Annotated in this window: 21 protein-coding genes; 4 read left to right on the top strand and 17 right to left on the bottom strand. The window is 32.6% G+C overall.

The annotated features are described in order from the left end of the window. Positions 1–17 precede the first annotated feature (17 nt). The 13 genes from FLV_RS02495 to FLV_RS02435 form a co-directional block, all read right to left on the bottom strand. Positions 18–335 (bottom strand): DUF4133 domain-containing protein, encoded by a 318-nt coding sequence (locus FLV_RS02495; protein ID WP_243230490.1) that lies wholly within the window; start codon positions 333–335, stop codon positions 18–20. 10 nt (positions 336–345) lie between these two features. After that, entirely contained in the window at positions 346–5916 is a 5571-nt protein-coding gene (locus FLV_RS02490; protein ID WP_243230489.1) for an Eco57I restriction-modification methylase domain-containing protein, read from the bottom strand. 38 nt (positions 5917–5954) lie between these two features. Next, the gene (locus FLV_RS02485; RefSeq protein ID WP_243230488.1) at positions 5955–6383 is read right to left on the bottom strand and encodes a DUF1896 family protein; all 429 of its coding nucleotides are present in this window, start codon (positions 6381–6383) and stop codon (positions 5955–5957) included. 11 nt (positions 6384–6394) lie between these two features. After that, positions 6395–6739, bottom strand: coding sequence for a DUF4134 domain-containing protein (locus tag FLV_RS02480; protein ID WP_410745947.1), 345 nt, complete (start codon positions 6737–6739; stop codon positions 6395–6397). Between the two features lie 138 nt (positions 6740–6877). Continuing rightward, a complete protein-coding gene (locus FLV_RS02475) occupies positions 6878–7357 on the bottom strand; it encodes a hypothetical protein (protein WP_243230486.1) in 480 nt (159 codons plus the stop codon). A 572-nt stretch (positions 7358–7929) separates the two neighbouring features. Further along, on the bottom strand, positions 7930–9000 hold the full coding sequence (locus tag FLV_RS02470) for a DUF4365 domain-containing protein (protein WP_243230483.1): 1071 nt from the start codon (positions 8998–9000) through the stop codon (positions 7930–7932). 154 nt (positions 9001–9154) lie between these two features. Then, positions 9155–10216, bottom strand: coding sequence for an MBL fold metallo-hydrolase (locus tag FLV_RS02465; RefSeq protein ID WP_243230480.1), 1062 nt, complete (start codon positions 10214–10216; stop codon positions 9155–9157). Positions 10217–10404: 188 nt separating this feature from the next. Next, a complete protein-coding gene (locus tag FLV_RS02460) occupies positions 10405–10968 on the bottom strand; it encodes a hypothetical protein (protein ID WP_243230479.1) in 564 nt (187 codons plus the stop codon). Between the two features lie 313 nt (positions 10969–11281). After that, complete coding sequence (locus FLV_RS02455; protein WP_243230478.1) at positions 11282–12148, bottom strand: hypothetical protein; 867 nt, start codon at positions 12146–12148, stop codon at positions 11282–11284. Positions 12149–12508: 360 nt separating this feature from the next. Beyond that, positions 12509–13057: a hypothetical protein gene (locus FLV_RS02450; protein ID WP_243230477.1), complete on the bottom strand. Its 549-nt coding sequence runs from the start codon at positions 13055–13057 to the stop codon at positions 12509–12511. A 24-nt stretch (positions 13058–13081) separates the two neighbouring features. Continuing rightward, on the bottom strand, positions 13082–13762 hold the full coding sequence (locus tag FLV_RS02445; protein WP_243230476.1) for a hypothetical protein: 681 nt from the start codon (positions 13760–13762) through the stop codon (positions 13082–13084). A 111-nt stretch (positions 13763–13873) separates the two neighbouring features. Then, positions 13874–14653 (bottom strand): helix-turn-helix domain-containing protein, encoded by a 780-nt coding sequence (locus tag FLV_RS02440; protein WP_243230475.1) that lies wholly within the window; start codon positions 14651–14653, stop codon positions 13874–13876. Between the two features lie 385 nt (positions 14654–15038). Beyond that, entirely contained in the window at positions 15039–15761 is a 723-nt protein-coding gene (locus FLV_RS02435) for a hypothetical protein (RefSeq protein WP_243230474.1), read from the bottom strand. Between the two features lie 344 nt (positions 15762–16105). Between FLV_RS02435 and FLV_RS02430 the strand changes: the two genes are divergently transcribed. Continuing rightward, entirely contained in the window at positions 16106–17782 is a 1677-nt protein-coding gene (locus tag FLV_RS02430) for an AraC family transcriptional regulator (RefSeq protein WP_243230472.1), read from the top strand. A gap of 86 nt (positions 17783–17868) precedes the next feature. Continuing rightward, positions 17869–18045 carry a histone H1 gene (locus FLV_RS02425; protein WP_243230470.1) on the top strand — a complete coding sequence of 59 codons (177 nt, stop codon included), beginning with the start codon at positions 17869–17871 and terminating at the stop codon, positions 18043–18045. A gap of 141 nt (positions 18046–18186) precedes the next feature. Here FLV_RS02425 and FLV_RS02420 read toward each other — a convergent pair whose 3' ends face one another. From FLV_RS02420 to FLV_RS02405, 4 genes are all read right to left on the bottom strand, one after another. Then, on the bottom strand, positions 18187–18735 hold the full coding sequence (locus FLV_RS02420) for a hypothetical protein (protein ID WP_243230469.1): 549 nt from the start codon (positions 18733–18735) through the stop codon (positions 18187–18189). Continuing rightward, complete coding sequence (locus FLV_RS02415; protein WP_243230468.1) at positions 18728–19195, bottom strand: N-acetyltransferase; 468 nt, start codon at positions 19193–19195, stop codon at positions 18728–18730. Before FLV_RS02415 ends, FLV_RS02420 begins: the two co-directional genes overlap by 8 nt. 432 nt (positions 19196–19627) lie before the next feature. Beyond that, positions 19628–20230, bottom strand: coding sequence for a hypothetical protein (locus tag FLV_RS02410; RefSeq protein ID WP_243230467.1), 603 nt, complete (start codon positions 20228–20230; stop codon positions 19628–19630). Positions 20231–20243: 13 nt separating this feature from the next. After that, entirely contained in the window at positions 20244–20717 is a 474-nt protein-coding gene (locus FLV_RS02405) for a hypothetical protein (protein WP_243230466.1), read from the bottom strand. A gap of 879 nt (positions 20718–21596) precedes the next feature. On the opposite strand from FLV_RS02405, the gene FLV_RS02400 reads away from it, so the two are divergent. After that, a complete protein-coding gene (locus FLV_RS02400; protein WP_243230465.1) occupies positions 21597–22520 on the top strand; it encodes a serine protease in 924 nt (307 codons plus the stop codon). 12 nt (positions 22521–22532) lie between these two features. Further along, positions 22533–23918, top strand: a complete 1386-nt coding sequence (locus FLV_RS02395) for a hypothetical protein (protein ID WP_243230464.1) — start codon at positions 22533–22535, stop codon at positions 23916–23918. Positions 23919–24020: the final 102 nt, after the last annotated feature.

Raw genomic sequence — 24020 nt, 5'->3', positions numbered from 1 at the left:
GTAATGCTGAGCAAATTCTATTTGGTCATCATAAATATTTTTCTGCTTTGGGATTTCACTGCTTTGGGAATCTGTCGTTTTGCCAATGCTTTCATCATTCCATATTCACCGTATTGGTGGCTCATTTTATATATTTTCAAAACCCAAAATGTTCCTGAAACACCAATAATTCCGATGCAGATAATGGATGGTAAACCGGCTATGTACATAATTGCAAACAGTATCATAAGCACCATTACGCCACCGCCCAAATACCAGATATACTGCGCTTTTAACCCCTTGAACTCTATGCTCTGGTTGATTCCTTTGTTGATTTGATACACACTGTTTGACATGGTCTTTATTTTAAAATTTCATCCTGCTGCTGCGTCTCATCTCCGAAAAAGAGCGTTCCTGCCATTTATCACTATTGCTTTCTGCTGCTGTGAGACGCTGTGATTCTTCACTGCTTTTAATTGGCAGTTGAATTACCGGAGCTGTATTTGTTAATTTTGTTTCATTATTGAGGCTAACCTCTTGCGGATTGGCTTCTTTTAATTGGTTCTCCTGAATTTTTAGGGCAATTTCCCTTTCAAGACTAAAGAGGTCGCTTTTCATTTTTTGCAGCTCATCCTCCTGGCTAAATACTCTTGTGGTTAATTGTTGTAATTGTGGCAGCTGGTTTTCAATATCATTCAGTGACTTTTGGTATTTTGCCGTGAGATGTTCCACCTTATCAATGGCATTTAGAAAATGTCGGGCTGCCAATTTGGGATTATCCACATTTGGAGTTCCTCCATTTGAAGTATATTTAATACCATCTTCCAAACGTTGTGCATAAAAGCTGTTGGAGTAACGGTACTGGTACAAACCATCATTTTGATAGGCTTCACGTTCTCTTTTTATATAGAGTCCAAAATCATATAACTTCCCAATTTGTTTGGCCTGGTTTTCTCCTTCGGGAGGTTTCCAGTTTTTATAGAGCAGGATAATTTCTTTGCCGATACTTTCAGGATCTGCTGTCTTGCAGTCATACAACTCTATGGGATTGGCTTTGGAACCATCAGGTTCATACTTCAGATTATTTTTGTAAAAGCTGTGATCGGCAGTTAGTTTGTCCAGTGTTCTAGTGGTGATTCCTTTTTCCTCCATTAGGTATTCAACCTGGTATTTAGTTCTGGAAATTTCCTTGTAATGTGCTTTTTTAAGGCTTTCCATTACCGTTACTTTTTTCTCCAATTTTGATTTTTCCAGTAATGAAGTATCACCTGATAATACTGCGATATATTCTGAAAAGTTCATTCCGCTTTGCTCATCCATTGCCCCCTCATCAATAGTCCTGACATTAAGTTCACAGTTTTTCATCTGACTGATAAAAGTCTGTTTGTTCTTCAAAAGGTTGAATTTGTAATTGTCCAGGGATTGCTCTGTGGCATAGATGAAATTTTTCACTTTATTACCATAATGCTGTTTGGCAACTTCATTACCTTGTCTGCTGCCCCGGCCGTTGCGTTGTCCCAGATCTGATGGTCTCCAGGGAATATCCATATGATGCATCGCCACAACACGCTTTTGTACATTAAGCCCGGTACCTGCTTTTTCTGTACTGCCCAGAAGAATACGTATCTCACCTGTATTCATTTTAGAAAACAATTCTGGTTTCTTCTTATCGGACCAATCGTGTATGTAGGTAATCTCATGAGCCGGGATATTAAAATCCCTTACCAGTTTTTCTTTAAGGGCATCATACATATTAAAGTCATCCGGCTTTGGTGTACCGATATCTGAAAAAACGATCTGAGTGCCTTTATGCTCGATGGAAGCCTGATAAATTTCAGCTACATTTCTGGCGCATGTATTGACTTTATTATTCGGATGATCACCATATCCTTCATTTATCAGCCTCATATCAGCAGCCATCTTTTTAGCGTAATTGGTAGCAATTAGCATCCTGCCTTTGTCTTCCTGCGAGGTAAGAGGTGCCCTGCCGATAAGTGTCGCATTACCTGTTTTGGCAAACTGCATGAGCTGGGTAATAAACTCGCTCTGCTCAGGTGTAGGACTGATATTGACAAGACGCTCCTCAATTTCAGGTTTATCCAGATCAATATGTTTTGCTGTTTTGTAATCGGTAATCTCATTATAGAACAGTGCCAGTTCCGGAACTTTAATAAAATGGCGAAAACGCTCCTTGGCAATAATCTCATTGGTGACCGAAAATTCAAAATCAGTTGTTTTTCTGGCAAAAACAGCTGCCCATCCATCAAAGTTTTCAATATGCTGGCGTTCCATTTCTTTAGGTCGCAGGTATTTGAAAAGCAGGTACATTTCTGTCAAACTGTTTGAAATAGGAGTACCCGAAAGAAAGGTCACACACAGATCCGAATCGAATTTTTCCTGAAGCGTGCGTACCGCAAATAACATATTAAGCGCCTTTTGACTTCCCTGCATATTTCCAATTCCCGCAACACGGTCATGACGTGTAGTGAAAGTCAGATTTTTGAATTTGTGAGATTCATCTACAAACAAATGATCGATACCCATTTCTTTAAAGTTGATACCGCTGTCCTTTTTATCTTCTATATCTTTCAGCAGTGTTTTTAGTCTGCCGTCCAGATTATTTTTTCGTATTTCAAGACCTTTTAATATTTTTTTGGAGATATCGCCTCCCAAATCTCTTGCTGTATCAAGATCCCGTTCTATATTATCCAGTTCATTTTGCAAGATCTCTTTTTGTATTTCGGGTGACTGCGGAATTTTACCAAACTGATCGTGGGTTAAAATGATACAATCCCAATTATTATTTTTAATCTCATGGAAAAGTCTCATTCTTTTGGCTGGAGTAAAATCATTTTCACCAGGTGCTAATATTCGGGCATTGGGATAAGCCTTTTTATAGGTTGCTGCAATTTGATTTACATTGGCATTCAATGCCAGTATTGCAGGCTTATGAATAATCCCTAATCGTTTCATTTCATTGGCAGCCACAATCATGGTTAATGTTTTTCCAAGCCCAACCTCATGATCGATTAAAGCGCCACGGTTCTGAATAATACGCCAAGCTGCATTTTTCTGGGAACTGTACAAGTCTTCAATCTCGAGGGCTTTTTTATCCAAACCCGGAAAGCTCAGATGACTTCCGTTATATTCTCGCAATACGTAACAATTGAACGTATTATTATAGAGGCTCTCCAGTTCATTTTTATCGCTTATTGGCAATTCCTGCAGCCACTCAATAAAGCCATTACGGATATTTTCAATTTTTTGATGGGCAAGCTGTATGGCTTCATTATCAGGCAGTCGGATGGGTTTTCCGCCGGCTCCCTCAACTTCGTAGGTAAAAAAGGGAGCCGTATTTTCGAGGGCGTGCTCCAATATCGTGTAACCATAAGTGGTTCTGCCGCTTTTGGGAGTTACCGAAAATTCCCTATCTATTTTGGTATTGTGACCTGTACTTACTTTAAAGGTATCCAGTGATGGGAAATAATTAATTTCAGTTGGCTGGTCAAATAATTTTCCGGCGAAATTCTCATAGTATCGGTTGGGAATCCATCGCTCGCCAAGATTGAAATCGAGTAATTCAAAAGGGATACGCTCCGGCTGTACTTTTTCCAGTGCCTGCAATCCTTTGTAGTATTGCGTGTTTTCAGGGTATAGCTGCACAGCCTGTTTAGCCTGTTGTAATTTTTCTACAACATTGCCGCTTAAATAGAGGTCTGAAGTTTCCCAATTCTGACCTGTAGGATTCAAATAAATATGATGGTTCAGACGTTCTATAACCTCGTTTTGTTCAAGTCCTGTTGCAGCAGTTATAAATCCTAAGTCAACAGCTCCTTTTTCGTTCAGACTTCGGGCCAGCGCTTCAACAGGATCATCTGTATAATAGCGTTCCTGCTGTTTTACTACAGATTCTATTAAAATATCCGACTTCACATAACGTTCGCCTTCTTTGCGTTCCAATGAAGAAAGAATGGTGAAACCGAAAGCGGAATCATGCATGATTAAACTTCGATTCTCAGCACCGTTCAAAATACCATAGTGGGAAACAAATTTGGTATACTGCTCATCTAGATTTTTCCGAACCTCTTCACTGCCAGCTTTATCTGATTGCTCTTTCTCAAACAATTCCAGATAATGATCCCGAATAGCAATATAGGAATCATAGAATTTCAGATTGCCTTGTGATGCTAATGGTTGGAAAAAGGCCTGTTTGTGTTCGTTATTAATATCACTTATAATTCCAACAGCTTCTCCAAGGCGAACCAGTGTTCCTTCTTTGTAGAACGCTTTGAATGAAAGATTTTCTTCATAAAGCTGTCTTTCAAGATTAAAGGCCGATTCCAAGGTTTTATCTCCTTCATAAATATACTTGTGATTATAATATTGAAGGGTATTGGATAAAGCCAATAACTCATGCGGCAGTAATCCGCCATTCATCCAATTGGCTGAAAAGCCATCGATCTCTTTTACATTCGAGTATAATTTATATAGGTATCGATTAGTCTTAATTTGTTTAGCAGCGATAAGCACCACATTTTCATGCGAGGGATTATCATTAGTGCGTATGGTACTGAGTATTCGTGCTGTTTTTTTATCCACTACAGTTTCATCGAGAGGATTGATGTAATCCATAGCGCGGTTGATATTCTCTGCAGGCACAGTATCAAACAAGCCAAGCTGGACAGAAATACCGCTTGCTTTACTCTCAGGCATGGGTAAATAAGTGAATTTTTGTCCGATTATTTCAGCAGGCTGAACGATCTCCGTTTTTTGAGCCTTCTCAAAGCGTTCGGGGTTAAAGTTTTCTTTTAATCCCTTGGTAATATTTTCACCAAGGTAGTTTCCAATAGAATTGATATCTGCGTTTTGTCTCACACTTTGATGCGCCTGTCCGTATTGGTTTTTACCGGCTTTTATTTCATTCCCAATAATTAGCTCGGGTCTATTGTGCAGATATTTATTAATACTGTATTTTCCAAATTCATTTTCCAGTTCAACGGTTTGAAGCAGCTCATTTTCATTATCAGACAATGTTTTTTTATGCTCGTTTTTCTGAACAATAAGAAGATGATTTGGAGCATCGGTATTTCCAGTCTCCTTCATCAGATTATCGGGCATAACTGTGACACTCACAAAATCTGCATTTTGAAAAAGATATCCGCGAGCACTCTGATTGGAAGGACTGTTCAAAAAACCGTCTGTAGTTATGTATGCCATAAGACCTCCATCAGCCAATTTGTCCAGTCCTTTTGCAAAGAAGTAGTTATGGATTTTTCCTGAAATCGTCTTGTCGGGATAAGCCTCATCATACACAGAAAAATTACCAAAGGGAATATTGCTGACCACAAGATCATAACTCCCATTATCATTTGTTGGGGCTCCTTCCAGTCCTATTACATGTGTGGTATTTTGGGTTGAAAGTGTACTGTTTAATGCTGAAAGTACCAGTCCGCTTAATTGGTCTTTTTCCACAGCAGTAATTTGTTCCAAATTTGAAAATGCACTGTCTGCTTCAGTGATAAAAATTCCTGATCCTGCTGATGGCTCGTATAATCTTTTAGGATTAATACCTTGTTCTTCCAAAGCAGTGTACAAAGTGTTAGGTACAATTTCCGGTGTATAAAATGCAGTAAGGACGCTATTGCGAAGTGAAGAAACAACTGAATTATAATCTTTTTCAGAATAGTGTTCCTGTAGTATTAGATGTAGTCGTGTCATGTCCGGATGCAACTTCAGATCTTCTTTAGTAGCACCGGATTTTATCCAGTCTTCGGTAGTGCCATTTGGGTATAATACAGCCTTGATACCTCCGAAGCCGGCATATGCCTTAAGCGCGTCAACTGCTTCTGCCGATAAAGCATCACCTTGCTGCCATTGCATTGCAATGGTAATCGCCTCAATATTGGCACTTAGTTTTTGAGATAGATTGTAAGCCATAATTACTCCTTTTCATACTACACACTGCTATAAATAGCTCAATTCACATAGTCAGCAATCTGACCAATAAGGGCATTTCTCAAATTAGGATCTTCTTCATTTTCTTTAGTAAAGCCAATGGTTTCAAAAACTGGCTTGCAGCTTTCCATAAGGTTGATTACCTCAAAGGTCAGGATACCTGACTCCTGAAAAGCGGCATAGGTTCTCTCAAACTCATCTGAAAGCAGCGAGCGGATATATAAAAACCGGGATGGTTTCAAATCTTCGGTAAGTACATTGAGACAGATTTCTTCGATTATGTATTTAGGTGTACCATCAGATAACATATCCTCCAATATGGATTTCACACTACTTATTTTCTCATTGAGATAATCCAATACACTATAATCTTCCTGTAGTGTAAACATCAAATCTGGGTTGTTATGGATAATGTAAAACCATAACTTTTCTTTGAGTAGATCTTCCATAACGACTGGTTTTAGATCCCAAAGAAGGATTTTATTACCGTGGCTACTACTACCAGAAAAACACAGCTTCCAAACCAGGCTGCCGCTACTTTTCCGGTATCAGGATCACCTGCGTTCCATTTTTGATATACTTTCACAGCACCAATAAGTCCTAACAATGCTCCTACGGCATACATCAGTTCTGTTCCTGCATCAAAGTAACTTCGTACTTGTTGGTTGGCTTCATTGATTCCTGCCAGACCATCCTGGGCATAGGTTTCATAACTTATTGCAAAAAGTAATTGTGCCAGAAGCATACAGATACTATTTGTTTTTTGCTCAATAAACTTTTTAAAATTCCAGTTCCATTTTTTCATCGCACATTATTTTTAAAATTTAAAAATTCAGAAAAAAAACGGAGGTGTAGCCGCTGTCGCAGTTCCACTTTCCTGTTACATCTGCCATACTGCGCCGGGATGGACAGGGGCAATTCCTCCGTTAAATTGTTTTATAGTTTATTCCCAAAGGGCTTCTGCTTCCTTTTGGGTTAAAGTAATTGATTCGAATTTGTCACATTCTGAGACTATCAATTCACCTATGGAAGAATTAAAAGGGGAATTTTTCACTGAAGGGAATTCTCTTAGGAGAAGCTGCAGATAATAGGTAAATTCTTTTTTGACTAATTTTTTCTTTGCGGCATCTGCAATAAAAGTTTTTAATCGTGCCACCAAAGTATCAACGTCCTGAAAGGTATTGTCAAACTCTCCGAAGGAAGTTTGTTCTGAGATTGCTTCAGGTGATTCCTGATAATTTAATTCGGATTGAGAATCCTCGTAACTTGCATTTTCAAATCCACGGAATTGAAGTTTCCGCTTTCCTGATATGACTTCTTTGAGGTCATCAAAATAAAATCGAAATCCAACAAATAAATACCAGCTTGCCAATAGCAGAATAATTACAACTATGTAATTACCCCATGAAATGTTTGTAAACATATCTCATCATTTTATCGTTCTACATTAGTTTCTCATAATACGGTAAATGGATAATTCCAGTTCCGGATCTTCATCATTACAAGGCAAAGAAACGACAGACAGCAAACCGCGACAAGTACAACTTTTTATTGTACCCCAGTTGTACCCCGTTGAACCCCCAATAAAATCAAGGAAAAAAAAGGTGAAAAAAAGGTGAAAAAATAAAAGCCTCCCGAGTGGGAGGCTGATTTGATGATGAAACAAATTATTTAGGATAGTAATTTCCGTTATCCATATTCAATTGGAATACCATAGCTCATTTGATTAATAGATAAAAATAACTCTAAAGAGTTGGTTCAAATTTTATAATTATAGGATTCCAGTTTTAAATCACACTGCTGGTAAAATTCGATGGTATTTGTTTTTCTAATGAGTTCTTGAATAATAATTATAGTTTCGATTTACCATTGCATCCATTTTTTCACAACTTGAAATCAACAGCTTGCTTTTTAATCATTTGTTCTAAGACAAACAAAAATTCAACTTAGTAATTTACAGCTAAGAAAAATAAAACCAGCTATTGTGGCAAGCTGTTAGCTACTGCAATTTTCTTCATCTTTTAGTTTTTTATTCTTCTCAATGATTTCGTGAATAAATGAGTCAAAATGTTCAGTGTTTTCAAATTTTGTGTATTCATAGTTTAAATGAATCATATCTTCATGAGTTCTTTCTACAGGAATTACAGTTTTAAAAACTAATTTTAGATAGGGTAAATCCTTATGAATCCAATAATATGCACCTTTCAAAACGAGCGTATTGTAATATTGAATTTTGTCTAAAAGTAAGGGAAAAATAATTTTTAATGGTTTCTTTGCTACTTCGTTTGATATATCGTCATGAGACCAATCTGTAATTCTTGCCCAATATTCAAAATTGAAAAGATTTTTATTCTCTTCTTCACTCAGGTCCGTTTCGGGAACGTCATCAATTAAGATTTTTCCGCACTCCAAAACTGTTTTAAAGATATCTAATGCTTGAACCTCTGTCCACGCATCATAATGCCAAGTATCAGTATATAGCTCATATACAGAATAGATGTTCCTAAGAATACTTTTATGTGCATAAAGAATGTCTACAATACTATTTTGAAATGCTATTTTTTGAATAAGCATTGTCAGTAAGAAATTTTCTGTTATTTCTGATGTCTTTGCTTCTTCCAAGGTTTTGCCCGTGACTTCGTTTGAAAGATCAACAGCTGGTAAAAATTCAATTGTTTTACTTTTTTCTGAACCATCTAATAATATTGTTGCTTGCCAAAATACTGATTTTGTAAAATATATTTTTTCAGTTTTTAAGTCAACTACAAATACTACAACATGTGTTCTATAACATAATTCCGTCCAATATGACAATGTAGTTTGTTTAATTCCTCCAACAGTTGGTTTTTTATCAGCGCGAATATAAAGATCTTCTGCGCTTTTGACCTGTGCTTTTAAATATCTTCCGATTACCCTTTCTTTAAGTACAATTTCAATTTCAAAGTCAATTCCATAATCATTTTCTGTTGCACTTCTAAATATACCTAAGTCTTTAAGTTTATATAGAAGTATTGCAAATGAGTCTGATTGAGATTTATGTTGTTTTATTCTTTTCGGAAAATTCATAATTGTCTGTTTGTAGTTCTTTAAGGTTCCATCTAACGGTTTTCAGATTCCTGAAGGTGGCGATTTTGGATCGATTCACACTCAATCAGCCACAAAGTTTGATTTAACCACTTGAACCATCACTTTTGGTTAGGTACTGTTGTGCATTCGTGATTTATATATTTATCAATAAGTCACTGCCATTTTTAGTTGATCGAGGAAATTGTTGCGAACGATTATTTTTTGAAATACAACCTAATACATGATTATCTTGATGACGGTCACCAGAACTGTCTGCAAATTTTGGTTTCATGATATCAATAATTTCTGTCGAGATATTGTTGTCACTTCCATGATGTGGGATTTTTAACCAAAATAAATTTTTTAATTGATTTTTCCAGTCTGGAATTTCCTTAAATGAAGTTATACCTGCATCTCCAGTAAATAGGAATCTATCATTTTCTTTGTCTAGAGAAATAATTATACTCGCTTTGTTTGTCGGAGTAAGTTTTGCAGAAGCTTCTGTTTTTAAGGCGTCGCATGGGTTATCACCATAATTAGCTAATTCCGTAAATCTTTTATGATAGTTTGCTAAACCTTCACTCATGTAGTCGATAGTTTCTTCTACTATTAATTCTCCTAAAGTTTTACTGTTAGGGAATAAACTATTATAAAAATCTTCTGTTGGTCCTAAAACCTTTATCTCTGGCCATCCGTTAGGTGAATAACCACTGTAAACATGCTTTACCTTATCAACTGGAATTTTTCCCAAAAAAGTATCGAGTTGCTTTAACGATTCAATTACAAAATTGGATTTAGACATTATTGCTTCTTCTTTAATATTTGAATTTATTGACATCAACTTACCTTCAAACAAAAATTCATCACGAGATTTAAGGTGTTGTAAGTCTTGTCTAGATTCAAATATTTGTAGCGCTTGTCGACTCAGTTCAGGAGAACGATGCACCCAAACTTCACTAATACCTCCAATATAGTCTTCTATAAGAGGGATTAACCCTCCAATATGGTCACTATCATAATGAGTTGCTACTACAATATCTGGAGCAGTTTTCCCTTTCTCTTTTAGACGTTGTTCAAGAATGGGTTTAACCTTAGAGAGGTAGTGCCTGTTTTCTCCTCCGTCAATAACAATAACAAGGTTATCTTCTTCTTTACTAAGAGATAGAATTATTGCATCTCCGTCTCCTACATTAAGTAAATCAATTGTTCCGTTCATATTTTATAGTGTTAGATCGTTTCGGTTGTTAGTTTTCTAGCATTACGTACAATGTATAGTAGCTTGGCAGGTGTGGCAGATTAATGAAGCTTAGAATTTCTATTAAAGGCTAATTTTTCAAGTACAAAAAGCATTAAATTAAATCTAAACCCGCCATATTGACAAACGAAGGTTTTACGTCCTTATCATTATTTGGAGGTTATTTTTTCTGTTTTTTTCTCAGTTTTATTTTTTAACAGAGAGAATTTTTTATTTGCCTCGTCCCAAATAAAAATTGAATAGTTTTTCGTTATAACATTTGTTTTTGTTATTTTATTTTCTTCGCAAGACCAGGTAAAAGTAATAAACAGGTTGCTGTTTTTTTTATATAATTTGTTGTCTTCTTCAGAGATATCGTATCCACAAAAACCTCTAGTTGAATTCTCTTCTGTCAAAGGTAAATCATAAACATTTCCTGTTTTGTTATCTACCATAACCCCAAGTGTCAAACCAGTACCTGCTCCCCAAAAAATAAAAGAATATTTTCCTCCAAAGTCAATTTTTGACTCATTGTATTGATTTATAATTTGTGTCCTATGGCTATTGGCTATATTACTACTCCTTAAATTTACTTTTACTTTTTTTCCTTTGTAAATTTCTTTCGCAGGGTATTTATCAAAAGAATAACCTGCAACTTTTTGTGCAAAAGAATGATTTGTCAATATAAATGTTATTAAGAAGAAAAAAAAGGCTTTGGTTTTTGTAATTTTCATACGTCGTGTTTTGGTTTATAATTAAAAAATGAGATTGGTTTCTAAAAATTGTCTGTGATTTAGTGAGATATGACGGCACAATTTCAGTCTTTTAAAAATACTCCTCCAAATACAGAAAGTATTTGAAGGAGTATGAATTACAAGTAAAAGTGCCAACTTTGCTAAAAACTGCCATCTATGACTTGATAAACATGTTTTTAAGCACACTTTTAAAAAAAATAAACCTCTCTTAAATGAGGTCGTTTTTTATGCTTTATCTTGAAATTTTACTTTTTAAGAGAGTTGCGCAACAGTTACGTGTGTTAGGCGTAGTTTAATTTTGTAGTTTAATTTCAAAATTATTATTACTTTCTTTTAATATAAATTCATCATTTCTCTTTATTAAATTAAAGACTAAATTTGGGTTGGTAATAATGCTCAAAGGATGTTGTAATTTGATTACTTCTTCAGGACTTTGTTTTATTTTAGCTTCCAATTCTTTAATTCCATTATGATTATCAATATGCTTATTTACTGCATCTCCACTATCTCCAGACCCTACAAAACCACCGCCCGGTCCAAAATAAAATTCTCCTGGTGCAATTTCCAATAACGTATTAGAATTGAAATCTCTTAAATGTTTTATTTCTTCGTCATCATAATTTCTTTCTAATCCATCAATTCCAGGGACCTTATATTCTTCAATACTACTTGAAAAATTTCGGTGTATAATTTTCAATAAGTCTTGTTTAGTCCAGGCTCCGTGTTCTAAAACATCAATAAAATAGGCAGTATCTTGGTAAAACCTAACATAAAGAAGTGGACCTGTTCTATTAATGAAACCATCATTTTGAAGTATTGTTCCTAAATGTAAATGATGTATTCCCCAATCAAATAGTAATCCATCTTTATTTTCAATATTTTTTAGCAATCTACTTTGATATGGTCGTAAATCATCCCCATTAATTATTTTTTCTTCTAATATATTTAAAGCATCTAGCATTTCTGAAGGACACATAAAAATATCTGATTTTAAAATTTTTCTTGGAATTGACCTTATCTTCATTTTTTGCAAAGTAAAATAAAGAATCGGTATTTTTTTGGAATCAATATTTTCTGTTTGGTAACCTTCAACTTTTAATTCATCTTCTGCGATTTTTAACCAATCTGAAAATAAATCTAATTCTATAATATTGTACATTTTTTGATTTTTTTATAAATTACGCCTAAACTCATTAATTACATCCATAAAATGGCATCAAAACAACTTTTTTTGTTGTGTTTGCGCAATAAGTTAGCTTTTCCTTCAGCGAATATAAGAAATATTTTTACTACATTTTTTTAGCTTTCTTGAAATTTAAATGTAAATAATTTCTAAGTTTTTACCTAATTACCCCCCCTAGATCATACATCAAATGTATTGTAGACAAGTCTTTAAGAATAAAAAAGTAGGTATTTAAACTGATTAATTGAATTTATTTCTGATGGCTACTAACTTTGTAATTAATAGAGATGTAAAAACCTACAGTAAAGACAGCTAAGTAATTTAAGAATTCATATTCTAAAATGACAAAAATTCAATCTCCGATTTTTTGTCCAACAGCTGCCAGCCGTCATCTGTTCGTATAAAATAGACTTTATGAAACAATGTGTCTTTCAATCCGTTTTTAATTGCTGCAGCAAAAATATTTTTTTTTCGAATAGTACTATATTCTACAATTGCCTTATTACCGGAACTCATTATTCTGATTTCCTTAATTGCTCCAAACTCTTCATCTGCAACTTTTACACGTTGAATTTTACTTATTTTATCATCTTTGGGTGTTGACAATAAGTACGGTTTTGCTGCTGTAGTAAAACTTATAAAGGAAGTTGTATCACCAAGCTTCTTCGACTGAAGTACTTTTACAAATCCTTTTTCTACAAGTCCCGATTTAAAAATGGTGTAGGCATGCGCGGGATCACCACAGAAAATATCATGGTCTACAATAGTAGGGTAATGATTTTTTTCCATAATAAGGGCGGTAGCCAATTTCTCACCCAGCTTTTTAGGCTGGCAACCTGTTGTCATCAAAATCATAGTTGCTAAAATATAAGATAGCTTTTTCATATTTTTAAGTTTTAAATTATTTAGTTAATATTCTTTAATCTGTTTAATCATACGCTCTAATGTTTCAATCGCTATTTGTTTATCCCTTTCTTCAAAAACATAAGCCTTGCTGCGCATGGCATTATAAGACAGATCTGTTTTATTTGGAGTGGATAAAAAAGGAACTATGGTTTTAAATAAATGATTCATTGATTTTGAAATAAGAATTTTTAATTCATCGGATGCCCTTAAAATTAAGGCTGTTTGATCAGTTGAAAGTTTACATAAAACTTTACCAGAAATGCTATTCATTACTACAGGGCTATTTGTCTTCCTTTCGATAATTTGTACAGGCACAGTTAAATAGTTTGCGAATCTTGATTCTACAAAAATTATTAATTCATCCAAACAGGATATTAAAGCATTTGTTACTTCTTTTAGATTATCTCTGTGTAAATCATTAATATTATTTATTTCTTTGATTTTATCTAAGAGAAATAGTAGTGTGTAATAATAATTTCCAACTAAAATTTTTATCTGTTTCTCCTTGGTAAGTGAAAAAACCTGTATAGTAAACTGTGACTGAATAAAAAATGTTTGTTCAGTCGCTTTTTTAATAATCGCTTTTGATTGAATTGGGGTGATCATTGTAAGATCTGTTTTGTCAGGATTAAGAGTTGAGGTCACCGTTAAATCCATCCATTCTAAAAGATAGGTTTGAGTCATTTCTTTTACTTTTACTTAGTAAATCTTTCTCCCGACTTGCAATCGAAAATACTCTAAATCAGTCCTTGTAGAACATTCTTAACCCGTTCAAAACATTTGTTATAATATTATTTAATTGAAATTTAATCGTGAACGGTATTCCGAAGGAGACAGGGAAGTATGTCTTTTAAAAAAAGTACTGAAAAAAGAAGTGTTAGCAAATTTCAGTTCTTCTGAGATATGTAAAATGTTTAATTCATTATTCTGAAGTAATATTTTAGCCTCCAGAATGATCGCATTTTCAATACATTGCTTTGCTGTAATTTCGGTTACCTGTTTGACAGTTCGGTTAAGATGTCCAGTAGTTACATTCAAGGCATCTGCGTAGAATTTTACACTGTGTTCTTTCCTGCAGTTAAATTCTAATAGTTTAAAAAAATGTATAACTATTTTTTCATTCCCTGCATGTTTGATATTATCATGCCAAGACGAACGATAATATATCCTTGCCAGTTCGTAGAGAAAAAGATTAAAACTCAATAGAATTATTTCTTCTTTATAAGGTTTTTTATTTGAGCTAATTAATTTGTTATTGATTAATTTAAATAAATTTATCATCGGTTCTATTTCCTTTTCTTTGATATAAATCTTAGAGATATCCTTCGAAACAAAGAATTCAAAATAGCCTATATGCGGCCATCTGATACTGTTTTTTAGTGCGAATTCTGAGGTAAATGAAAGCTGGCAGATCTGAAGTTGCTTACTCATTATCAAAATTTCACAAGCTGCCTTTTTTGGGATAACGATGAGTTCATTTATGAACATATGGATTTTTTTACTGTTTATTCCAAAACATACTGCTCCATCAGTAATGAGCAGAATTGTAAATTGGTCTGCTGCTAATACTTCCATAATTGTAGTCCTCGAAAACGTTTCAAAGAGGTGAATTTTTATACCTAAGTGATTATATTTTAATTTTCTGAATTTCAAAATATTGGTTTTAGAAAGATTCAACTTAATTCTAGAAACTGAGTTTAATTTTTAAATTATTTCGCAAAATATCTGGCTATCAGTGAAACGAAAACAAAAAGTAAATTTGAAATACCGTTTAGAAAAAGCAGCTGGGCTAATTTCCTTGGAGATTCATTTTTTATACTGCCATCCACCAAATAGCCTGTTATTTCATCATAGGATAATAGATCTATGATGAAATAAAGGCTTACAAGATTGAAAAGAATCAAAAATACACAGTAGATGTAAAGCAGTTTTTTCTCAATCAGGAAAATTCGATTCATCTCTATTGGTTTTGCAGATTATATAAAAGCAGTCCCGTTACAATAGATCTGCTAATGGCAGTAGAACAATTGTTCACGGCTCCTTGAACGGCTCCTGCTCTATTCCCTACTGAGGTTTCCCAATCCTTATCTTTACGTTCCTTGGCATAGTAAAGTGAATATCTGGCAATAGAAGAACTGGTTAGCATTATTCTTTTCTCTTCCTGGCTGAATTGGGGATTGTTTATAACTGAAGACTCCCATAAGATTATAGATTGATGTGTGACAGCATATTCATCGGCTTCCCAAACTGTCAAAGAATCCATGAAATTTGAAAGACATATTTTAGCACTATTTGTAATTGGCGCAGTTGTAATCTCCTGCTGTAACTGTGCTTCAGGAGCATCAATAATAGCCTGAATTTGTGTAAAATTGATTGGAAGGTTTATGTCTAAATTTAAAAAGTCGATGTTTAATGCTGCAATAGAATCAACTTTTTGGGCAACCCCGACCGCTGTGATGTCAGAATAATTGCCGCTCAAATAGGCATCTAAAATATCATTATGTATTCTACCAGCTATATCAAAGGCATTATCAGGATTTTCAGGACTTAGATTATCACTTAGTTTTGATGTTTGCTCATAATTATACGAGGTATCTAAAATTTCCGCGTCATCCATATTTTCATTTGTGCAGGAAATTAGTAGCGATATTAGCGCTGTCATAGGTAATAAAAAATTTTTCATGATTTGAAGTGTTAAATGTAAAGACTGTTTTCAAGTCAGTTCATTTCACCCGGGTTAGCAGAACTTTAATCTGACACGATGTCAAATATTTTTTGCTTTTGAATTCAAGGCAAATCTAAAATCAGGAATCGAATTTTGCAAAACATTATATATCGATTTTCCGCTTTTTGTTATGGATTTTCAGAAAATCCATAGGCATTTAGTGAAATACATCACACTGATTATTAAATATTTAAATTAAATTTGATGCTGTTTTTTTTGAAAATTGATTGATAAAAATTATTACAATGCATTTTTGTCAAAAACTAGATATCACATCAAATAAAATCTAATTTTTATTTAACATGATTATAAAAAAGTATATATTAATAATAATTCTTTGTTTAATAGATCAGATCTATCCGCAGGAAATTAAATCCAAAATTTCCGATACGCTTAATAGAAAAGATTATGATTATTTGTTTGAGCGTATAGAGGATGCTGCTGATGATAAGATAAAACAGTTATACTATCTTCAATACTTTTTGAATAAGGCTAAAAGGGAAAAAAATTCCGAGGAAATTGTAAATGGGTATAAAAACTATTTACACTATTCTCCAGAAAGGCTAAAAATAGTATATGCAGACAGTATGATTTATGCAGCCAAAAAATCGCTTGATAATGCTCTTATTGGTTCGTCTTATCTTTCAAAAGGAATTGTTTACTATGCCAGGAAAGAACATAAGAATGCTCTGGATAATTATCTCATAGCAGATGATTTTATTTCCAAGACCAATGATAAGTATTTAATCTACAAGGTTAAATATAATATTGCGAGTATAAAATATTTTCTGGGATTTTATGATGAAGCAATTTCCTTGTTTATTGAGTGTATTGATTATTATAAAGATGAAAATACAAGAGCCTACTTAAATTCATTGCATTTACTTGGTTTGTGTTATAATAGGATTGGTAATTATGGATTTTGTTCTGAGATAAATAAAAAAGGAATTGAAGAAGGTGTAAGACTCTCTAATATTGAAATGCAAAATTATTTTATTCACTCGGAAGGCATTAATCAGTACTTTAAAAACAATTATGCTGAAGCTATAAAAAAAATTAATTATTCAATTCCCTCTATAAGGGAAAATAAAGATTTTGGCAATGAGTCTGTTGGATATTTTTACATTGGTAAAAGCTACTGGAATCTTCACAAACCTGAAATGGCGCTTCCTTATTTTGTTAAGGTAGATAAGATTTTTGATTCTAAAGGTTATATGCGTCCCGATCTTAGGCAGAACTACGAATTACTGTTAAAATATTATAAATCAAAAAAAGACTTTCAAAAGCAGCTTTATTATACAGATAAACTGCTAAAGGCAGATAGTATACTTGACAACAAGTTCATCTATCTTTCAGGTCGGGTTCGAAAAATTTACGATACAAAATTATTGCTTGCAGACAAGCAAAGAATTGAAAATTTGTTTAATAAAAGAAAGTATAATGACTTAATCTTTATTGGTGTTATTACAGCAATGTTTATAGTCTTATTATTTTTTGTGTACAGACATTTTAAGATCAAAAGCATTTATAAATTAAGGTATGAGGAATATATGCAGAATAACAAAATATCTTACAAAGATGCAGTTAATATAGTTCCAAAAGGTATTGAAGAGATAAGTGAGGATAAGGTTGCAGAGATACTTATTAAATTGGAGAAATTTGAACATGATAAGAAATATCTTGAAAAAGATCTCAATTCTATAAAACTTGCAGCTGCGTTTGGATGCAATCCAAAATATTTATCAAAAGTTATTTATCATTATAGGGGTAAAAAATTTGTCAAATACATCAGTGATCTAAAAATTGATCACCTGATCACATTAATGAAAGAAGATAAAAAAATAAGAAAATATAATAATACAGCATTGGCTGATGAGGTAGGGTTTAGCACCACCCAAAAATTTTCACAGGCTTTTTATGCTAAAACAGGCTTTCCTACTTCCTATTTTGTAGAGGAAATTAATAAAAGTTCAGAGTAAAAATAAATTACATTATTTTACCTGTCATTGTTGCCTCTCTAAAACAAAATTCTATTTTTGCTTTCTTAATTTAATATAAAAATAGCATGAAAGATTTATTAGTAAAAATCAACACCGAACTTGAAATATTCAAAACAGAATCTGAATCTTTATCTGAGAAAGGTGTAAAGGCAGCAGGAGCACGAGCACGTAAATCATCTTTAGAGATTGAAAAACTTTTAAAAGAGTTTAGAAAAGTTTCTATTGAAGAATCAAAAAAATAATTCAATCTTACTTTACTTAAAAAGCCTTTCAGATTTTCTGAAAGGCTTTTTTGTAATAAGTAATTTTAATCCCTGAGATTCTAATATTAATGAAAGTAACAAATTAGAACTTAAAAAGGTAATTTCTATTATCTGTTTTGGTTATCGGCTGTTATCTACAGTTTCTAACTTTAGAGATTCACTAAACTTTACGTGCTTCTCAATTTTTGGTCTCCATTTATCTTGTGTTGACATAGTATCACAAATTTTTTCATGAAAATAAACTTGATACCATGTCTTTTTATGGAATTCACAAACATTCTCATATGTTTTTTCAGAATGGATCATTAACTTCAAAATAAATTCTTCTTTAGGTGCTCTATGATTGTTTATCACTTGACTTAAACTTACCGGAGTTATATCAATATCTTTTGCGAAACTGCTTCTCTTATTGTAAATAGTATCAATATATGCCGATAAGAATTCTGAAAAATAGTGGTGATTATCATAAGACGGTTTGCTTATATAAGCTTCCATTTTTAATTTTAATTGTAATAGTTTGGCACGAATAACCTGTTCTACGGGTAAGTTTTTAATTCGTTGTAAACGTGCTTCCATTAAAGCCGCTCCATCGGTATCACGTTCTGAATTTGATTTGTATCTTGAATCTACTCCAAATTCAATATCTTCAATATTTACTTTCTTATTCATTATCGTATGTTTTTATCAAGTTTAAAATTTCTGGAACCTCAAGACTCAAAGTCATTCCGGTTATATTCATATTGTATTTGTCGATATAATGCTGGGCAATATTACTTTTTGGTTTCAGTGATACGCAGGCTAACTCTGCATATTCTGCTACTGCAATTTTCGCAGCATGGGCAATTAAGTTTGCAGCAATATTATCAAATTTCTTATTCGCACCTTTATTTTCTAATGAAACCGTTAGAAGTCTAATATGGATCCTCCATTCCTCGGGTATTCTTTCCAAGGAAATAATTCCTAAAATATCATTTGAATTGATAATTTTTAATTTATAGATTTCGTAATTCTTTTCAGCCTTCCAATCGAAAAAATAGCGTTTTTTATCTATAGACTTAAAATCAATATCTTCTACTGGCAGAATTTCTACATTATAAATTTTCCCCGAAGAAGTTTCTTGAATTGTCATTTTACAAATTTACAAATAGTTTACTTATTCCGGAAACATTTATTGTTAAGTTTACGTTTTTAGGAAAATCGAAGACAACTTTTATTTGCTTATAATTTAAGTGGTAATGCTTGTATGATATGTATTAAGATGACATTAACTAATTTTAGAAATTGAAAAACTTTTAAAAGAGTTTAGAAAAGTTTCTATTGAGGAGTCTAAAAGTAATTCATCCTACTTTAAGCCTTCCAAATAATTGGAGGTTATTTTATTTATAAAAGAATCTAAAAACAACAGGGTTATTTTTGTATTGAAGTTCAATATTATTTACATCAAATAACATTTTCTTTAGTCTAGTTACGTATTTGATTTTATTGTTTGATTAACAATTTACAATCAGTCTTTTTTCTTATTATTTAGTTCAATAAGAAATATACAATTGAAGTCGTTTATTTATTGATCATTAACCGCTTTATTAAAGTCGTTCAAATTGTAAGTAGGTTTTTTTAATTGATATAGTTTCTCTGAATTAATTTTATCTAAATATAGGTTATTCATATTCTTTAATATTTTTTTTATTTCATCAATATCTGTTTTTTTTATATTCTCGGTTTTTATTTCGCCATTTTTTATATCTTTTAATAGCAGAGCATTTTCTATATCTATTTCATCTAATTTGTTGGCCTTTATTTTATCTAGCAATCCAATTTCATGATGTGTAAATCCACCACTACCCGGAACCACTATTTTTATAGGTGGAGAATCCGTTTTAATTGTCCAGCTTCCTAATCCAGAGCCATATTGAGATTTCACCTCATTGAAATAAACATCACAATTATTAGTAAAGGTATAATCCTCTCTAATAGATTTATATGCACTATAATATATAAGAACCTTATCTTTTTTATTCTTATTAATTGATGCGTCCGATAGCTTTGCTAAAACTCGACATGTCGTTTGTAGTTCTTGCTCTGAAAATTCGTTTTTTGTATTTTCTTGAAATGAAATAAATATTCCAGCACAAATTATTACAATAATAATGAATAGTTTTTTCATGATTTAATATTTTTTACGTTGGGATCTTTGGTTTATGAACTGTATCAAGTGGTGTATCATTTTGTATTGATTCAATATTATATGAAGGGAAATGGTCTTTACTATCAATTGTTGATGCAACGAGATAAGCACCCACAATTAATGCAATAATTCCTGGTGAAGCAGTAATTAATTTCAGACTTAATCCTTTCGCTTGCCCATCAATTGTTGTGTTTTCTTTTAGTGTATAAAAAGCTATTCCAAGTCCAAGAAACATAATTGAAAAACCTGAAAACAATCCAATTGATCGCTTAATCATACTTAAATGCAAATGATAGGCGTAGAATCTGTATTCTGGAGTATTTATCCCAATTATAGATTTGTCAAAAACTGTTGTTTTGTACCAATTGATATTATTTACTAAAAAAAAGCCAATAATAATCAACGTTACAGTACAGGCAAATGTTAAAAACCATGGGGCAAATACTTTCCAACTAATTTTTTTCATTGTGTTATTTGTTATTAAGTGACAATTAATGCTATATAAACGTTACAAAATTTATCTACATACAAAATAGGCTGTCAAAATAATTGCAGAAAGATGTTATACTTTTTTATTCAGTTTCGCTTTTCTGTCGAGATGAAAAGCATTAAAAAAATATTTATTATTCACAATTTAAACAATCCAAAACGCCAAAAAAAATATTTTTATCGACGATTGTGATGTTGAATATTAGGCTTTGTAAGCTGTTTCAAAGTCTAAATCATTTTAGGGAGTTCTATTTTATTTAATTTTAACAAATTCTTCATAAATCTATTTTCCATCTTACTAAGTAAATTATTTTTTGTTAACAAGAAGCAAGTATAAACACCTGTTTTAAAACATTTTAATTAAAAATAAATAGAAACCAAAAACATTTAAAAAAGAATCTGAATTATTAATTAGCAAAGGTGTTCAAGCAGCGTTTAATGTATAACGAAAGTTTGTCTGTGTTTATATGTTTTCAAGAATGCTAAAAAAAGGACTTTTCATTTTCCATTGCTTTAAATACCATTTTTAAAAGCCAGTAGATTTTCATCATATTTGGATTTTCTAAAAAAAATGCAAAGGTCAGATACATTCCCACCACATATTATAAAAACACATTAGGATTGGATTCCGCAAATGAGAAAGGAAGAGTAATCTAAAAAACCGGATATCCATTGATACTTTTAAATTAAAAAAACTCTTAAATCAGGTATTTTTACCTAGAATTTTATAAATAAAAATGGCGAGATTTGTTACTTGGACGAAGAAATCAATCCGTTTCACATAATTTATTTCATCAATTATTATTTCATTATTTATTGATTAAAACTTTGTATTGATTTAAAAACTAAATTATGTATGATATTATCTACTGCTAAAAAAGTTCGTTTTCTTCAGGAATATATTTCAGAATGGGCAGAGAAACTTATAGCTCCGCATCGTGAGAATATTTCTGGTATACGAATCGACAAAAAGTTCATAAAAGGCAACAAGCAAATACAATATGCCATAGTGTTCCAAGTAGTCAACAAACTGAACAAAATTGAGCTTAAAGAAGGTCAAATTATTCCAGACTATTTTAATATTTTTTTTCCGGACGGTATTGAGCGTCGCATAAAGACAGACATACACCAAACTGGAGAATTTAGATTTCAGTCTTTCATAGGTAGTGAGATTGAAAGTGCACACAGCTATGAGTTTGGGAGTATGGGGCTTTTTGTTAATGATTTTTTCAACAACTCTTATGCAGTAACAAATTATCATGTTGCAGCTAAGACACTTATGAATCAAGGTGTGTTTTTATACAGAAATGACAACAATACTCTTGATGTTAGTATTAAAGACTCTGATGGATCCACCCTTAACGGAAGCTTTGCTATCGGTAGGTTAAATAATGATGTCGACATAGCTTTTATTTCGGTTGCAAAAACTTCAAATATAGTAAATAGGCTACCGAATGGAAATCTAGTGAATATTCCATGGGGAAAAGAGAAAACCCTTAATGCCTCAGGAAAATTGATAACAATTTATTCATTTTATAATGATGGAGTTTCAACAACCATAAAAGATACATCAATGTCCATCAACAATCCAAGCTGTAACATCACTATCAATAATCTTATTCAGCTTAAGGGTGTTGTAACTCAACCTGGCGATTCTGGAGGGCTAGTAGTAGACCATATAAATTCAGTTGTAGGGATTGTAGTAGGAGCTGACGATTACTCGTCATACATAATTCCATTCTATAAAATATTTGAATACTTAAAATGTTATCCAATCTAAAAACCTATTTTTATGAAACACTTCTACTCAATCTTATTTTTTCTTATCATTACCATATCCAATGCACAGGATATAATACAAGCGAATATTGATGGCAATATCGCTAGTTTGAAAGCTGGTACACAGGAAAATCCTAAAACCGAAAAACAAGTTATAAATTCATTTATAATTGTGAATTACACATTACCTACCGGACATTCCCTCAAAGTAACTGGTCCAGATGGCACGCCTAAATCATTAGTTCAGGCAGATCTACCAAATCCTGTCAGTTTCGCAGATAATCTTGTTGAAAAGCAGGTAACTATAGAACTTATGAATGGTGCAACTGCCACAGGTAAAAGCTGGGCTTTTACTATAACTAATACAAAATCTACGGAGACAAATACTAATACAAATACTAATTTTAACTTTGACGATTATCTCAATAATGTGTATAACTATATCAAAACTTCCAAAGAATTAACTATAACTCCTTTTGGTATTATTGATAAAGAAGGTCGGGTAAATATTTACATTGATTATAGAGGGAATAATCTTCTAACCACTATACCGCAAGGTATATCTAATGCACAATATGTAGTACATGTTATAACCCCTTATTCTTCAAAAGATCTCAACCCAACCATATATACGATTAAACAACGATCGGGAAGTTTTGATGATGCCCTTAATTTTAGGAATACGGGTGCAGCAAATACATTTAAGGAAAATGGAGCCATCAAATATGAAACTGTACGTGACGATAAATTCCTATTGTCAACAGCAACGGACAATATTGATTTTGACCTTGTTGCAGTGCAAAACCAAAACAGTACTATTACCAAAACAGTCATTGAAAACTATACCATAAAAATGACCCCTACTTATCAAGGCTCCTTTGATATTGGTTTTGTAAAAACAGAGCTTGCAAACCCTACATATAGTCTTATTAATTCTCCAGATGGGCTTACTCAAACAGTAAAAGTGACCGACGACGGAAAATCAGAAGGTGTCGCAACAATTATGGCAACATTTTACTATTCCCCTATTGTAATATTAGAAAGCTTATTAGGTAAAAAAACGATACCTTTCTACAAACTAAATGGACGTAATTTTCTTGACGACCATAAAATTTATGAACGTTTTTACCCAACTGTTGGAGTAGGTCTTAACGATAAGGTTTTTGAAAACCTATTTATAGGCATAAACTGGGAGGTTGTAAGGGGGTTTGCCTTATTCTACGGATGGAATTACCGAAAAGTTAATACGTTTGAGATGCCGAATTTCGAATCCGGAAGCACTCCTGTAACAGAAGACCAATTTAACTATTATACAAATGAAAAGTGGAAAACTAAACCAGCTTTCGGTATCAAACTCGATCTTCTGGTCGTAAAGGGGCTATTTGGAAAAGGTAATTAATTAATTGATTAATATTTATTTTAACATTATCAACCAAAATATATTCAATCTAAAGTGAATTTTACAAGGGGAACTTCTGGTATAAATAGGTCTGAATTTAAG

It is taken from the genome of Flavobacterium pectinovorum (genome assembly GCF_022802975.1).
Lineage (GTDB): Bacteria > Bacteroidota > Bacteroidia > Flavobacteriales > Flavobacteriaceae > Flavobacterium > Flavobacterium pectinovorum_B.
This window is presented reverse-complemented; position numbering and strand designations above follow the sequence as displayed.